Origin of the sequence: Psychrobacter sp. W2-37-MNA-CIBAN-0211 (assembly GCF_040309405.1) — a bacterium.
GTDB lineage: Bacteria > Pseudomonadota > Gammaproteobacteria > Pseudomonadales > Moraxellaceae > Psychrobacter > Psychrobacter glaciei.
Genome location: NZ_JBEOOU010000015.1, coordinates 78,852 through 94,629, shown reverse-complemented (window position 1 = coordinate 94,629; position 15,778 = coordinate 78,852). Strand labels below are relative to the sequence as shown.

Here is a 15,778-nt window from a genome sequence, read left to right as displayed (position 1 = left end):
CACAGTCATCATGGGCTAAATGAGTATCGTAAGTTACGGTTTATTAAAGACTTTTTAGGGTCAAAGACACTCAAATAACATGAATTTTGTCCATTAGCGACTACCTTCTAATTTCTAGCATGAATTTTGTCCATTACACCAAGATCTATAAAACGCAACGAGCGACCAATAAATGGTCGCTCGTTATTATAAAGCCTGTCAGCACGCATTTACATGCGCTAGCATAAGAGGGCGTTTAGGTATGACCTTGGTTTTGACGCTCTTTGATCTCAGATAACGTCTTGCAGTCGATACATTGAGTTGCTGTTGGACGTGCTTCAAGACGACGCAAGCCAATCTCTACCCCACAAGTTTCACAAAATCCATAATCATCATTGTCAATTTCTGCCATAGACTTATCGATTTTGCGAATGAGTTTACGTTCACGGTCACGCGTACGCAACGTCAGGGCAAACTCTTCTTCTTGAGTGGCGCGGTCATTAATATCCGGCATGGCGCTAGACTCATCTTGGATATAAGTCTTGGTGCGATCTGCTTCGCCAATCAGTTGCTGCTTCCAATCCAACAAAATAGCCTTAAAATGCTCTAACTGCGCATCAGACATATACTCTTCGTCTTTGGCAGGCACATAAGGAGTAAACTTAACATCACTCGGATTCGTGGTCACGGTGCTCATATGGGTATCCTACTTTTTCAAATTAATTCAATAAAACGACATATCAAAAGACAAGACGTTATAAGTTTAACAAACGCGATAAGTTGTCCCTTTATAAAACGTTTTACCACTTGGTAACACAAGTAACACAGCTGAACTCATCGTACGGTTATATTGATATGTTTATATCAATGGTCAGGTATATTGTTATGCATATTTTTATTTAAATGGCTGGGCCTAAATAATGCGACAAATGACTGACTGTGAAAACTTAGCTTGTGGTCAATGTAGCCATCCTAGCTATTATAATTTTGCTTACGATTAGACGCGTTACCATCCTAACGCGGTTTGGTTTCATCAGTATCGTTATTCACTTATCATAAAGCAAAGTTTGATTTTGCCAACCATATGGACGAAATTTTTGTATTAAATCAAACATATGGACAAAGATAATTACAGTGTTTTTGACGCCGATAAAACTGGGCATCAAGTATCCAACCTTTTAACCCAGCTTGCAACCTCTCCATTGTTGGCTAATTGCAACCAGCGATAACCGGGGCGCGCGTTTTCATCGTAAGCAAAGTCATCTCTATAAGGCTTAAACTGATAGCAAGTCGAGGGCGTGCTATAAACGCTGACCCCTTGGCGGTGGCGCACTTGTGCTTGATGGGTATGACCGCTAATGATTACTTTTAATTGCTCAAATGGTTCCATATGCTGCCAAAAAGCCTCGGTATTCTTTGCCATATGAGTATCGATCCAGTCAGACTCTATCGGTATAACGTGGTGATGCAAGGCAATAAGCGCAGGCTTACTGCATTCTTGCAACTGCACACATAACCAGTCAATATCGGTTGTTGTCACTTCTCCTGCCACCTGCCCAGAAATAGAGGAATCCAGTAATAGCAATTGCCAGTATTCCGTCTCAATAACGTGTCGACTTAGCAAACGCGTATCCATCGGCTGGGCGACGAGTTCCCGCTCAAAAAAAGGTAAATCGCTACCAATCTCATCAGTGACATCATGATTGCCAGCAATACAGGCAAAAGGAATATCAGTCGCTTGTAATACCTCAAAAATATGGTCGTAGATAGCAGGCTTTACTTTATTCACCAAGTCGCCCGTCACCACGATCAGGTCACAGCGGATGTCTTCATTTAATGCTTGTTCGATGACTTTTTCAAAGCTATGCTGACAGACAGATATATCGGAATTATTGTCAATGTCGTCATTAGCTGGGGCAGAGGTGGGCGTTGATAAGTGCAAATCAGTGATCTGCAACACGTTTAGCTGTTCATCTGGCGTGCTGATGTTATTGGCAGGATAGCTTAGCATTGGGTCAGTCCCTTATCGAATCAAAACAAGTATTGCTATTAAAACGAATATGGATAAATCGATCACTTTTAGTTACGGGGTCTTATGGCGCATTTCTCCCATCCTTGATGGAAGATGTTGCCGCTTATAGCCCTACACTTACAAAACGAGCGATATGCAGCATTCTACTAACTATTACGTTGATAGCATTAAGGAAAGTTTATATCATAAAGTGAATGAAAGCTCTAGCAATATTGATGAAATAAAGTTGGACAAAGGAATAATGAAAGGTCTCTACGTAACAATAAAGATGGCATAACTAACGGCGCATCGTCCAAAACTTTGCCGTTAGCACCTTTGATAAAATCAGCGCTGCAAAAAATAAAATAGCCAATACCAGTACGATAGATAGTCCAGTCTGAATATCAAGCCAGATACTGCCCCAAACACCTAAGGTGACCCCAAGCTGAGCGATAAGCAGCGCGATAATCACCATTTGTTTTGGTGATGCTGACCACAAACGTGCTGTTAAAGCCGGTAGCACCAGCAAGCCACTGATTAATAAACTACCCACTGCTTGCAGGGCAATGGCACAAAACCCTGCCAATAATCCCATAAAAAACAGCCGTTGCCGTGTTGGGTTGACGCCTTGAATCCGTGCTAATGCTTCGTGAGTAGCAAGCTTAATTTGTGCAGGCCAAATATACGTGAGCAATACCAGTCCTACCAGTACACTACCGCCTATTAATGGCAAGTCTGCCCAATCAAGCTCGAGCAAATTACCAAACAAAAACCCCAACACGTTGGCTTGCTGATCGGTCAGCTGGGTCAGCGCTAACAGCCCCAAACATAGCAGAGACACTGCAACCACCGCCAGTACGGAATCGACGGGCAAACGCTCATCATCTATCATCACGAGTCCTAGTACCACTATCACGCTAACCAATGCAATGCCAATTCCCATAGGCAGTTGCCACCACACAGCCAATGCGACGCCTAGCAGAGTGCCATGCGCCAAGGCATCGGCAAAAAATGCCATGCGTCGCCACAATACCAAACACCCTAGGGGCGCGGATAGCAATGCTAAAATACTGCCAGCAATCCAAGCAGGCGCAATAATGGCTAACCAAGCACTCATATCATGTATCCAATAAACGGTTTATAAAATAAAGGTCGTAAAGCATTTTTTCGCTTTAGTCGTTTGGTTATGATGATTACAACTCGCTTGGCGCGTGATGTTCACAGGCATGCGGCTGATGGACATAAGGCTGCTCATAATGATGACCAAACAGCTTTTGAAACTCACTACTAATGGCAAGCTCGCTTGGTTGTCCCTCGCAGCAAATATGCTTATTCAAACAAATGACCCGTCGGCTGCCTTTCATCACCCAATGCAAATCATGCGACACTACTAGCATGGCACAGCGTAAGAAGTCCGGTAGCTCATCAATAAACTGATAGAGCCAAACCTCGGTATCAGGGTCAAGTCCTTGCATCGGCTCATCTAGAATCAATAAATTGGGCTTATCTAGCAAGGCACGAGCCAATAAAACTCGCTGCGTTTCACCGCCTGATAGATGCAACATCTGCCGTGATAGCAGGTGCGTCAACGATAAATTATCAAAGATAAACTGGCGTTGCTCAGCCGTTAAGCGTTTCTTATCTGCTTGCGCCAATAAGTCGCAGACTCGTAATGGCAATATCGGCGGTACCGCAAAGCGCTGCGGCACATAGCCAAGCAGTAACTTATGATGGGGCGTCATTTGCCCTTTAGTTGGCTCAATCAACCCTAAAATAAGCTTAACCAACGTCGATTTACCAGCGCCATTTGGCCCAATAAGACTGACTGTCTCGTTAACCGCAATATCGATATTAATATGTGATAACAAGCGTTGCGAACCAATGTCATAGCTGATATCGCTTAAGCTCAGCAGCTGGCTAGCTTGGTTGGTCTTATTATCCAGACTGATAGACGCAGACGATTGCTCTGATGGTGAAATGGGCAGGCTCATAGGCTAGTGACTAATATATTGGTAAATGATAAATGGCTGAGTACTGAATGCTAAATACTGAATAATAAGTACCTAGATCAGTACTTAATAAAGAAAAAATACAGCAAGCTTTATTGGCATGCTTGGCAACGTCCACTGAGCTCAATGACACTACGAGCGACGATAAAGCCGACATCTTGCTCCGCAAAGCTCATCATTTCTTGTACCGGTAAGCTGCTACATTCTTGCACTCGCTGGCATTGATCGCAAATTAAAAATGCGGCGGTATGCTGGGCGCGTGGGTGACAGCAGGGCACATAAGCATTGATAGAGGTTAATTGATGTATCAAGCCTTCGCCCAATAAAAACTCCAAACTGCGATAAACCGTTGGCGGCGCGACATTCTTTGGCGTCTGCTGATTGGTCGGCGCAGAATCTTGTGCATCCGGTTCTGATAAGCGCATTTGCTGCAATTGTGTGATCAAGTCGTAGGCACCAACGGGCTTATTGGCGGCCAGTACTAACTGATATATCTGCTGCCGCAATGGCGTGAAGCGTACACCACTTATGCGGCATTGTTCTTTTGCCGCCGTCAAGCGCTCGGTTATATCATGCGCGGTAAAATGTTGCACATCGTGCAAATGTTCGCATGTCGATGAAGTAGTGGACATAGGACAAACTCCTAAAAAATATGACACCTTTTTATGATGGCGTTTTTTATTGTTATAGTATAACATAATGAAATGAAAAACAGGTATGCTGCCTCAACTTAATATTAAAGAGCCTATTATGAATTCATTTTTCAGCCATTCTTTACGCTCGATCATTGTACTACAGCGACTGCTCATTACTGGGATAGTCGCGTTAAGCTGTCTGACGTTGAGCGCCCAAGCCGCCACCGTTAGCGTGAGTAATTATCCATTGTTCTTGTTGAGTCAAGCCGTGACGGAAGGTGCGCCGCCTGCCAAGCAATTATTGCAAGCAGGGGAGGTGGGGCATCACGGCAGTATTAGTCCGGGCGATATAAAAGCCATTCAAGACAGCAAGTTTGTGGTATGGTTTGGCGAGCCATTAGAAAACAATTTGGCCGCCAGTCTCAATAGCGCGCCCAATGCCATTGCTTTATTCAAGTTTGATGCGTTCAACCGCCACCCACTACGCGATATCAAAGGCGAAGCTATCACTGGCACGCTAGACCCGCATATTTGGCTCGATCCTGAAAATGCCAAAGCCATCACCCGTGCGCTTGCCGTGATTCATAGCCATGCAAATCCACAATATAAAGCTCTCTATCAAGCCAATGCACAAAAATTTGCTCAACGACTGGATAAAGAAGTGCTTGCCACAAAGCAGAGCACAGCGACAAAGGCATTGCCTTATTGGGCGTATCACGATGCCTATCAGTATATGGAGGAAAGCTTAAAGCTACAGCTCGTTGGTAGTCTAAGCACCGATCATCATTTAGCGCCAAAAGCCAGTCAGTTACGCTGGCTAAATGAGAAGCGTCCTGCCAAGCAAATGTGTTTGGTTAGTCCAAGTGCGCCAGCTAAAGGGTTGCTCGCTAAACTACAACCTGTAAAGAGTACCGTGCAAGCTGAAGACATGAGCACCAGTAAAGACTTCGTTAGTGGTTGGCAGAGTATGGCGCAGCAAATCCGCCAATGTATCGCATAGCCATTTTTAGCCCATTTACTCGCTTTTGTCGAGATTAAGGGCATGCCCTAGCATAAAGCGTTATTTAGAAGGGTCTTGGTGCTCGATAGCATTATCAAATTGTCGAGCACCAAGACCTTTGTTTTATAAGATATTAGCTAGGCTTTACTAAGTTTTTAGAGGGAGCGTTAGCGCTAAACAATCAAATGCTTGATAAGACGCATATTTTACTTGCTAATCGCGCGCGCGCTCCCTATAATAAGTGGCGTTTTATTTTGGTTAAAAGGCAACGTCTGTATAGTGACTTTTCATGGATAAAATGGTCATGAATAAACTGGTCACGGATAAAATCGTGGCAAATATGCGACATTATCCCAATACTATAGGATAGCTGCTGATGACCAAGCCTGCCAAACGCACGCAAAAAGATGAGATTGGCATCTACCTGAAACGCCAAGCATGGATTTTATTTATCCTGATTATTATTGGTTGGGTAGTAGATGTGATTTGGCTCGACAGTGGGCTCATAGTAGCAAAAAGTACCGCAATCGGTGCGCTACTTAGTTATGCCACACAAGCCGTCTTTGCAAATTTTATCTTTTGGCATACTGGATATCGCGCGCGCCGGCATATTGTCAGCCAGCTATATCGAGGTCAGATGGTCAAATGGCTACTGACAGTGTTTGGTTTCGCACTAATTTTTATTACCGTACAACCCCTATCAGCGCCTGCGTTGTTCATCGGTTTTATGGTAATGCAAATTAGTCACAGTTGGATGTTGTGGCACATACGCTAGCACTCTTTACGATCAGTATTGAAGTGAGTAAGTATCTATTAGCGTTAGATAAGTCATCCTGCCGTCCAACTTCTCTATGGCTAGCTTCACAAAGCCAAAAGAATGACAAATAACTGATTTGACGTTAAGGTGTGGACTTATAAGTTACTGCTATAAGTCGTTGAAATTAGCGTAAAAAGTAAAAATAGTCTTATAGATAAGAGATAGTTTGGTTAATTGCCATCACTTATAATTTTATTTTTACAATTTCACGAATGATGCAAACCCATGCCACTAAAGGTCAATAGCCGCTAACTTGTTCATACAGCGGATAAAAAAGTCATAATAGACTTTACACGAATACAACGCTGCATTAATATAGGCAGCTAACTGCTTTGTTTTTGGACGCTATATTAAGCGTTTGCCTAAAAAGGCAGGTATGAGCAGACACCTATTCGATATAAACATTAAAGGGCTATTAATGAATAATCATAAGCCCTTTTTTGATAGCTAAAATTTATACTAAGCTAGGTATATAGCACTAGTAAATAGAACTATGGGTTGGATGTTGTTGGTTACATGAGCGCCTTGGTTGGTTTTATCTCCTTACGTGAGACACGTGGGAAAAAGACCCGCCAATCGCCTCATCAGATGACAACCGTATTTTTGGTAGTTGATTAAATCGTTGATTAATAAGAAGCTTACATTATGGCATCCGAGCAACAAACATCATCAGAATATATCTCTCACCACTTAACGAATTGGACGTACGGCTATTTGCCGGGCGAAGGCTGGAAAGTTGCCTATACTGCTGAAGAAGCAGGGCTTATGGGCTTTAAAGCTATCCATCTTGATTCTATGCTTTGGTCAGTTGGCCTAGGTATCTTGTTTTGCACCATCTTTTGGATGGTTGCCAAAAAAGTCACTTCAGGCGTACCAAGCAAAACTCAGGCAGCAGTTGAGTTGATCGTTGAGTTTGTTGATAACAACGTTCGTGATTCGTATAGTGGTACCTCAAAACTGATTGCGCCACTGGCGTTGACTATTTTTGTGTGGATCTTCTTGATGAACTTGATGGATTTATTGCCTATCGACTTTATTCCAAGTCTTGCGGGGCAAGTTGGCGCCATGATGGGTCATGATCCACATCACGTATTCTTCAAGATTGTGCCAACGACTGATCCTAACATCACGCTTGGCATGTCATTTTCTGTCTTTGCGCTGATTATTTTTTATAGCATTAAAGAAAAAGGGTTGGGTGGTTTTGTCGGTGAGTTAACACTCCATCCGTTTAGTGCCAAAAACCCAATCATGCAAGCCATTTTGATTCCCATTAACTTTATTCTAGAAGCAGTTACCTTAATTGCAAAGCCTGTATCACTTGGCTTGCGTCTATTCGGTAACATGTATGCTGGGGAATTGATTTTCATACTGATTGCCCTGATGCCGTTTTGGATTCAATGGGCGTTATCAGTACCGTGGGCGATCTTCCACATCTTAATTATTACACTTCAAGCGTTCGTATTTATGATGCTAACGATAGTTTACATGTCGCTTGCATCATCAACTGAACATTAATTAGACATTCAATAGGTAAATGAGGATACATCAATGGATCCAGTATTAGGTGGTTACACAGTTATAGCAGTAGCGCTACTTATCGGTCTTGGCGCACTTGGCACAGGTATTGGTTTTGCTATTCTAGGCGGCAAATTCTTAGAAGGTGTTGCGCGTCAGCCAGAACTTGGCTCACAATTGCAAACTCGTATGTTCATCGTAGCAGGTCTTCTTGATGCTATTCCGATGATCGGTGTTGGTATTGCTATGCTATTGTTATTCGCTAACCCTCTAGCAGGTTAATCAGAAAGCTCAGTTGTAAATGTTTGGTAGCCAAAGTTTGTATCTTAACCATAGCCAAAGTTTGGCTATCAAATATGATCAATGAAACTGATTTTTCATTAACAAAGAGGTGATCACGTGAATATCAATTCTACCCTCATCGGTCAAGCCATTGCTTTTGCAATCTTTGTGATGTTCTGCATGAAATTCGTGTGGCCACCACTTATCGGTGCCATCAATGAGCGTCAGCGTAAAATTGCTGAAGGCTTGAATGCCGCAGAAAAAGCAAAAGCAGATCTGGCGACCGCGGAGCAAGATGTCCAGCAGGAGCTTAATCTTGCAAAGACTAAAGCTGCTGCTCTAATCGAGCAAGCGAACAAGAGCGCCAACCAGCTTGTCGAAGATGCCAAAACGCAAGCCCAAGCGGAAGGCGAGCGCATTCGTCAACAAGCGCAAGCATCTATCGACCAAGAAATCAATCAAGCGCGTGAATCATTGCGTGCCCAAGTTGCTGAACTGGCTGTGCTTGGTGCAGAAAAGATTTTGCAAGACAAAGTCGATGTGCAAAAACATGCCAGTATGTTAGACCAACTGGCGGCGAAGCTGTAATTGTGAGGATATAATGGCTGACTTATCAACCTTAGCACGACCGTACGCTAAAGCCGCGTTTGACTATGCCAATGAAAACGGGGTAGTAAATGAGTGGGAAAACTTCTTATTTATTGCCAGTAACATTGTCAATGACAAGTCGTTCAGTACTTGGCTAGACAATCCAGCTGTTTCTGCTGAGCATAAGTCAGCTGCTTTGATCGATCTTTATGATACACAAGTAGCTAGCGCTGATGATTCTGCTTTTAAGCAGTTATTAGGTGAGGCCCAAGGGGCTCGCCCAGACAACAACGCCAGCTATCCAAAAGTATCAGTGGCACTTAGTAACTTCGTTAATCAGTTATCAGAACAAGAGCGTCTGGCGCTGCTTCCTGAAGTTTATGCGCATTATCGCCGTCATAAGGCAACCAGCTTAAAGCAGCTTGATGCCTACGTGACCTCCGCCTATCCATTGACCGATGCACAGCGTGACATGCTCCAAACACGTCTTGCTGCTTCGCTAAATGCTAGTGTGGTGATTCATGAGTCGGTTGATCCTAGTCTTTTGGCTGGCGCTACGATCAAAGTCGGTGACAAAATCATTGATGATTCGATGCGCGGCAAGTTACAACAGTTAAAAACACAGCTAACTGCCTAATGCCATTCATCAACGTAGCCATATAAAAACTGCGTGATAGTAAGAGCATTTAAGTCAGTGGGCGGGTTATCATAAATTAAAGGAAACAAGGCAATGCAACAATTGAATCCAGCGGAAATCAGTAACCTGATTAAGCAGCGTATTCAAGACCTTGATGCGGGTGCAACTGCAAAGAATGAAGGCACGATTGTCAAAGTATCTGACGGTATCGTGCAGATTCATGGTCTTGAAGATGCCATGTACGGCGAAATGATTGAGTTTGAAGGTGAAATCTATGGGATGGCGCTTAACTTAGAGCGTGATTCTGTTGGTGCGGTAGTACTGGGCGACTTCCTAAAACTACAAGAAGGCCAAAAAGCCTATTGTACTGGTCGCATTCTTGAAGTACCCGTAGGTCCTGAGCTGCTAGGCCGTGTTGTTGATGCTTTGGGTAATCCTATTGATGGCAAAGGTCCTATCGATGCCAAAATGACTGACAAAGTCGAAAAAATCGCCCCAGGCGTGATCGACCGTCAGTCAGTAGATCAACCAGTAATGACTGGTTATAAAGCCGTTGATACCATGATTCCAATCGGTCGTGGTCAGCGTGAGCTTATCATTGGTGACCGTCAGACGGGTAAAACCGCGATGGCTATCGATGCGATCATTGCGCAAAAATCATCTGGTATCAAGTGTGTATACGTGGCAATCGGTCAGAAACGTTCGACCATTGCAAACGTCGTACGTAAGCTTGAGCAAACTGGTGCACTTGAATACACTACAGTAGTAGTTGCTTCAGCATCAGAGCCAGCAGCACTACAGTATATCGCACCGTATTCAGGTTGTACGATGGGCGAATACTTCCGTGACCGCGGCGAAGATGCTCTGATTGTTTTTGATGACTTATCAAAACAAGCAGTTGCTTATCGTCAGATTTCACTATTGCTACGTCGTCCGCCAGGTCGTGAAGCGTATCCTGGTGATGTATTCTATTTACATTCACGTTTACTTGAGCGTGCATCACGCGTAAATGCTGCGTACGTAGAAAAATTCACCAATGGTGAAGTAGTGGGTAAAACAGGTTCTTTAACCGCATTGCCTATTATTGAAACCCAAGCTGGTGACGTATCTGCATTCGTACCGACTAACGTGATTTCAATCACTGATGGTCAGATCTTCTTAGAGTCTAGCCTATTCAACTCAGGTATCCGTCCAGCAGTCAACGCTGGTATCTCGGTATCTCGTGTTGGTGGTGCTGCTCAGACTAAGATTATTAAGAAGCTGTCTGGTGGTATCCGTACCGCACTAGCCCAGTATCGTGAACTAGCAGCATTTGCTCAGTTTGCCTCAGATCTTGATGACGCGACTCGTGAACAGCTTGATCATGGTGAGCGTGTGACTGAACTGATGAAGCAGAAACAGTATCAGCCAATGTCTATCTCTGAGCAAGCAGCGGTTATCTATGCGTCAAACGAAGGTTTCTTATCAGACGTTCCAGTTGAAAAAATTGGTGCTTTCGAAGAATCTTACTTACGTTATATGCATGATGAGCAAAGTGAATTGATGCGTGAGATTGATGATACTGCGAACTATAATGATGATATCGCAGGTCGTTTAAAGTCAGCTTTAGAGACCTTTAAACAAAATCACAGTTATTAATTTAACGGGTTAAGCCGAACTAGTTATGGCTGTCGTTGACAGTTTATAAGGTGACGCGTTGTCTGATAAGCTTTTTGCTAAGACAGGCGCGTCACTGTGTTAACCATCATCGGTATTAGATCGCGTGTTGCCACAAGATTTAAAATATTATTTGATCAGTTCAATGTTTTATATTAAAAAATTGTTGCAGGCGCCAATGCTTTTTAACCCTCTTATATTGGAATCATTATGGCAAGCTTAAAAGAGATACGTGCCAAAGTCACCAGTATTAAAAGCACCCAAAAAATTACTCGCGCTATGCAAATGGTAGCAGCAAGTAAGATGCGCCGTGCCCAAGAGCGCATGGAAGTGGGTCGCCCGTATGCTGATAGTATGCGCCGGGTTATTTCACATTTGGTGCATGCCTCATCAGACTACAAGCATCCTTATATGGTATCGCGTCCGGTCAACAAGGTCGGCTATATTGTCGTTACCTCTGATCGTGGTCTCGCAGGTGGTTTGAATATTAACCTATTCAAAGCGCTCACCAAAAGCATTCATGAGTATCAAGATCAGTCTGTTCAAGCTGAGTTTGCAGTCATCGGTGCCAAAGGCGTCAGTTTCTTCAAAAATTTCGGCGGAAAAGTCACCTCAGCCGTGACCGACTATGGCGACAAACCAACGTTTGAGCAATTAAATGCACCCGTTCAGGCCATGCTTGAGGATTATAGTAACGGTAATATAGACCGTATCTATGTGGTATATAACAAATTCGTTAATGCCATGACTCAAAAGCCAACCGTCAATCAATTAGTACCTCTACCAGAGGGCTCATTTGGTGACGAAGAGAGCGGTATACAGACAGAACTTAGCTGGGATTATATCTACGAGCCTGACATCAAGACGTTGATTGATGAATTGCTTGGCCGTTATATTGAGTCGATTGTTTATCAAGCGGTAATGGAAAACATTGCCTCTGAGCAGTCGTCACGTATGGTTGCGATGAAAGCGGCAACAGATAATGCTGGTGACCTAATTAACGATTTACAGTTGGTTTATAACAAGCTGCGTCAAGCGGCGATTACCCGAGAAATCTCGGAAATCGTTGGCGGTGCTGCTGCTGTTTCATAATTGACTACACCTATATATAGAAGTTCAAGGAGAACGCAATGAGTAGCGGTCGTATTGTACAGATTATTGGCGCGGTTCTTGACGTTGAGTTCAACCGTAGTGAAGTTCCTCAGATTTATGATGCTTTGCAAGTAGATGGTACTGAAACCACCCTAGAAGTACAGCAACAATTAGGTGATGGCATCGTACGTACTATTGCCATGGGTTCAACTGAAGGCCTAAAGCGTAACCTACCTGTTACTAATACTGGTGCACCTATTTCTGTGCCTGTCGGTATTGGTACCCTAGGTCGCATCATGGATGTTCTTGGTCGTCCTATCGATGAAGAAGGTCCTGTAGAAGCTGACGAAAAATGGTCTATCCACCGTGAAGCGCCAAGCTATGCGGATCAGTCAAACAGTACTGAATTGTTAGAAACAGGCATCAAAGTTATCGATCTACTTTGCCCGTTCGCTAAAGGTGGTAAAGTTGGTCTATTTGGTGGTGCTGGTGTTGGTAAAACAGTCAACATGATGGAATTGATCAACAACATCGCGCTTAAGCATGAAGGCTTGTCAGTATTTGCTGGTGTCGGCGAACGTACTCGTGAAGGTAATGATTTCTATCACGAAATGCAAGAAGCTGGCGTTGTAAACACTGAAGACTTTAGTAAATCTAAAGTAGCCATGGTATATGGTCAGATGAATGAGCCACCGGGTAACCGTTTACGTGTTGCGCTGTCTGGTTTGACTATGGCTGAGTACTTCCGTGATACGAAAGATCCTGCTACTGGTAAAGGTCGTGACGTATTGCTGTTCGTTGATAATATCTATCGTTATACACTAGCCGGTACTGAAGTATCAGCACTGCTTGGCCGTATGCCATCAGCGGTTGGTTATCAGCCAACACTAGCTGAAGAGATGGGTATGCTACAAGAGCGTATTACATCAACTCAGTCAGGTTCAATCACGTCAGTTCAGGCCGTATATGTCCCTGCGGATGATTTGACGGATCCATCACCTGCTACGACGTTTGCTCACTTGGATGCAACGGTTGTACTAAGCCGTGATATCGCATCACAAGGTATCTATCCTGCGGTTGATCCATTGGATTCAACCTCACGTCAGCTAGATCCACAAGTGATCGGTGAAGAACATTACAACGTTGCTCGCGGTGTTCAAGAAATTCTACAGCGCTATAAAGAGCTTAAAGATATCATCGCAATTTTGGGTATGGATGAGTTGTCAGAAGAAGATAAACTAGTCGTTTATCGCGCTCGTAAGATTCAGCGCTTCTTGTCACAGCCATTCCACGTTGCTGAAATCTTTACTGGTGCACCTGGTAAATATGTACCACTACGCGATACCATTGCTAGCTTTAAAGCAATCATCGCTGGTGAATACGATGACTTACCAGAACAGGCCTTCTATATGGCTGGTGGCATCGATGAAGTTGTTGCCAAAGCAGAAAAAATGAAATCTTCTGCAGCGTAAGTTGCTCAAGCATTGGCTAACGAGTAGATAGGCTATAATACGTTTATCTACTCATCAGTAACGCATTACAGTTTTTACTGTTTTTTGATCGCGTTTTGATAGTAAGGAGTTAAGTATGGCAACGTTACAATGTCGCGTCGTAAGTGCCCGTGAAGAGTTGTATTCAGGCGAAATTAGCATGTTAATAGCGACTGGTACCGAAGGCGAGATTGGTGTATTGCCAGGTCACACACCGCTTATTACTTTGTTAAAACCGGGTGCGATGCGAGTGCAAACACCAAACGGTGAAGAAGAAGTGATTTACGTATCAGGTGGTGTACTAGAAGTACAACCAAAAATGGTCACGGTATTGGCTGATACAGCGATGCGCGCCCATAATCTTGACGAAAGCAAAATTGTTGAAGCACGTAAAAAAGCAGAGCAAATGCTGGTCAATCAATCAGATACGGTACAAACCAACGCCGCCTTGGCATCATTGGCAGAGTCCGTAGGACAGCTACAAGCTATCCGTAAGTACAAAAACCGTGCTTAGTCTTATTATTTGCCGTGTTAAACTTTACGTTTAATCCAATCTTATATCTCAAAAAACAGTCCATCATGGGCTGTTTTTTTTGCTCATTATTTGGTATGAATTTAGGTCGTGGTACGATGTATCAAGCTATTCGCTATGAAATATTAAACTATTCGGTGTAATGCGGGGTTTCTGTGTTAGGTTTGAATAAATACACGATATAGTTCGCCCTTTTAATTAATAGATAGCCAATATTAATAATTTTATGCAAAAGTCACTAGCGGCAATCCATATATCTCGCTATATTAGCTGTTGGGCAACAATTACCAAGAATATCAAAAACGTACTAGAGCTATTTTATCTAAGGGTTTGATGGTTCATACCTATTGGCCTCTTAACTGCTTGATAGAGAGTGTGTTAGGTTTTTTGGCAGTACAAATCATATAATCTTGGACGCAAACTAAAGTTTTAATAGTCGTAGTTTATAGGTTTTGTTAACGACTATAAGCTATAGTATAGGAAGCTGTATGTTTAATAGTATACTGTCCTACCAAGTTTGTAACAGCTATACGAACATCAATTGTGCCACTCGGTGGCGCTATTAATTTACCGCTCTTACTTTTACTGCTTTTAAATTAGATGTATTAGAGGATATAACAATGACAACAACTGAAGAAGACAACACCCCCCGAATTTTGATTGTTGAGGATGATGAGCGTCTGGCCATGTTGACCCAAGATTACTTGGTGAAAAACGGTTTAGAAGTGGCAATTGAGACTGATGGCAATCGTGCCATTCGCCGCATTGTCAACGAACAACCAGATTTGGTCGTGCTTGATGTCATGCTTCCTGGTAGCGATGGGCTTACAGTCTGCCGTGAGGTACGTCCGCACTATCAGAACCCTATCTTGATGTTGACTGCGCGTACTGAAGATATGGATCAGGTATTGGGTCTTGAGATGGGTGCCGATGATTATGTCGCCAAACCTGCTCAGCCGCGTGTACTGCTTGCCCGTATCCGTGCTTTATTGCGTCGCTCGGAAAATGCACCATCAGAAGATGTGCCACAACGCTTAGAATTTGGCGAATTGGTCATCGATAATGGTGGTCGTTCAGTGAATTTAGGCGATGAGTTGGTCGATTTTACCAGTGCTGAATATGACTTGCTATGGTTGCTGGCTTCTAATGCTGGTCGTATTCTCTCTCGTGAAGATATTTTTGAGCGTCTACGTGGTATTGAGTATGATGGTCAAGATCGCTCGATTGACGTACGTATCTCGCGCATTCGTCCAAAAATCGGTGATGATCCAGAAAATCCAAAACGTATCAAAACCGTACGTAGTAAAGGTTATTTATTTGTCAAAGAAGGCAACTAATTCATTAACTGAATTAGCCAGTTTTGCTTATGCAAAGATTGATTGTTAGTGTAAGTTAGATAAAAAAACCAGCAATGATGCTGGTTTTTTTGTGGCGAAATCTTAATTTTTGAACTTAAATGTGGTGTTATGTGGTTTAATTAAGCCATTATTATAGATACTGACTAAATAGATGTGATGCGCATAGGTAATCAGATT

Annotated in this window: 16 protein-coding genes; 11 read left to right on the top strand and 5 right to left on the bottom strand. The window is 43.2% G+C overall.

The genetic code is table 11. The features are described from left to right. Positions 1 to 235 precede the first annotated feature (235 nt). The 5 genes from dksA to AAEY72_RS12535 all read right to left on the bottom strand — a co-directional run bounded on the left by dksA (position 236) and on the right by AAEY72_RS12535 (position 4,631). A complete protein-coding gene (gene dksA, locus AAEY72_RS12555) occupies positions 236 to 676 on the bottom strand; it encodes an RNA polymerase-binding protein DksA (protein WP_010197974.1) in 441 nt (146 codons plus the stop codon). 465 nt (positions 677 to 1,141) lie between these two features. Further along, complete coding sequence (locus AAEY72_RS12550; protein ID WP_352310719.1) at positions 1,142 to 1,990, bottom strand: metallophosphoesterase; 849 nt, start codon at positions 1,988 to 1,990, stop codon at positions 1,142 to 1,144. A gap of 298 nt (positions 1,991 to 2,288) precedes the next feature. Next, entirely contained in the window at positions 2,289 to 3,107 is an 819-nt protein-coding gene (locus AAEY72_RS12545) for a metal ABC transporter permease (protein ID WP_194620937.1), read from the bottom strand. 76 nt (positions 3,108 to 3,183) lie between these two features. After that, complete coding sequence (locus AAEY72_RS12540) at positions 3,184 to 3,981, bottom strand: metal ABC transporter ATP-binding protein (RefSeq protein ID WP_352310718.1); 798 nt, start codon at positions 3,979 to 3,981, stop codon at positions 3,184 to 3,186. A 110-nt stretch (positions 3,982 to 4,091) separates the two neighbouring features. After that, on the bottom strand, positions 4,092 to 4,631 hold the full coding sequence (locus tag AAEY72_RS12535) for a Fur family transcriptional regulator (RefSeq protein ID WP_352310717.1): 540 nt from the start codon (positions 4,629 to 4,631) through the stop codon (positions 4,092 to 4,094). Between the two features lie 118 nt (positions 4,632 to 4,749). On the opposite strand from AAEY72_RS12535, the gene AAEY72_RS12530 reads away from it, so the two are divergent. The 11 genes from AAEY72_RS12530 (at position 4,750) to AAEY72_RS12480 (ending at position 15,580) form a co-directional block, all read left to right on the top strand. Then, positions 4,750 to 5,634, top strand: coding sequence for a metal ABC transporter solute-binding protein, Zn/Mn family (locus AAEY72_RS12530; RefSeq protein WP_352310716.1), 885 nt, complete (start codon positions 4,750 to 4,752; stop codon positions 5,632 to 5,634). 376 nt (positions 5,635 to 6,010) lie between these two features. Next, positions 6,011 to 6,409 carry an ATP synthase subunit I gene (locus AAEY72_RS12525; protein WP_352310715.1) on the top strand — a complete coding sequence of 133 codons (399 nt, stop codon included), beginning with the start codon at positions 6,011 to 6,013 and terminating at the stop codon, positions 6,407 to 6,409. A gap of 687 nt (positions 6,410 to 7,096) precedes the next feature. Beyond that, positions 7,097 to 7,966 carry a F0F1 ATP synthase subunit A gene (gene atpB / locus AAEY72_RS12520; RefSeq protein ID WP_010197962.1) on the top strand — a complete coding sequence of 290 codons (870 nt, stop codon included), beginning with the start codon at positions 7,097 to 7,099 and terminating at the stop codon, positions 7,964 to 7,966. A gap of 33 nt (positions 7,967 to 7,999) precedes the next feature. Next, positions 8,000 to 8,248 (top strand): F0F1 ATP synthase subunit C, encoded by a 249-nt coding sequence (gene atpE, locus AAEY72_RS12515; protein WP_010197960.1) that lies wholly within the window; start codon positions 8,000 to 8,002, stop codon positions 8,246 to 8,248. Positions 8,249 to 8,365: 117 nt separating this feature from the next. After that, positions 8,366 to 8,836, top strand: a complete 471-nt coding sequence (locus tag AAEY72_RS12510; protein ID WP_010197957.1) for a F0F1 ATP synthase subunit B — start codon at positions 8,366 to 8,368, stop codon at positions 8,834 to 8,836. A gap of 13 nt (positions 8,837 to 8,849) precedes the next feature. Next, a complete protein-coding gene (locus tag AAEY72_RS12505) occupies positions 8,850 to 9,473 on the top strand; it encodes a F0F1 ATP synthase subunit delta (protein WP_189586005.1) in 624 nt (207 codons plus the stop codon). Between the two features lie 93 nt (positions 9,474 to 9,566). After that, the gene (gene atpA, locus AAEY72_RS12500) at positions 9,567 to 11,111 is read left to right on the top strand and encodes a F0F1 ATP synthase subunit alpha (protein ID WP_010197953.1); all 1,545 of its coding nucleotides are present in this window, start codon (positions 9,567 to 9,569) and stop codon (positions 11,109 to 11,111) included. Positions 11,112 to 11,339: 228 nt separating this feature from the next. Next, complete coding sequence (gene atpG / locus AAEY72_RS12495; RefSeq protein WP_194620933.1) at positions 11,340 to 12,221, top strand: F0F1 ATP synthase subunit gamma; 882 nt, start codon at positions 11,340 to 11,342, stop codon at positions 12,219 to 12,221. Between the two features lie 38 nt (positions 12,222 to 12,259). Then, positions 12,260 to 13,693 carry a F0F1 ATP synthase subunit beta gene (gene atpD / locus AAEY72_RS12490; protein WP_010197951.1) on the top strand — a complete coding sequence of 478 codons (1,434 nt, stop codon included), beginning with the start codon at positions 12,260 to 12,262 and terminating at the stop codon, positions 13,691 to 13,693. 115 nt (positions 13,694 to 13,808) lie between these two features. Further along, positions 13,809 to 14,225: a F0F1 ATP synthase subunit epsilon gene (locus tag AAEY72_RS12485; RefSeq protein WP_010197949.1), complete on the top strand. Its 417-nt coding sequence runs from the start codon at positions 13,809 to 13,811 to the stop codon at positions 14,223 to 14,225. Positions 14,226 to 14,863: 638 nt separating this feature from the next. Further along, positions 14,864 to 15,580: a response regulator gene (locus tag AAEY72_RS12480; RefSeq protein ID WP_010197939.1), complete on the top strand. Its 717-nt coding sequence runs from the start codon at positions 14,864 to 14,866 to the stop codon at positions 15,578 to 15,580. The last annotated feature ends 198 nt before the right edge of the window (positions 15,581 to 15,778 follow it).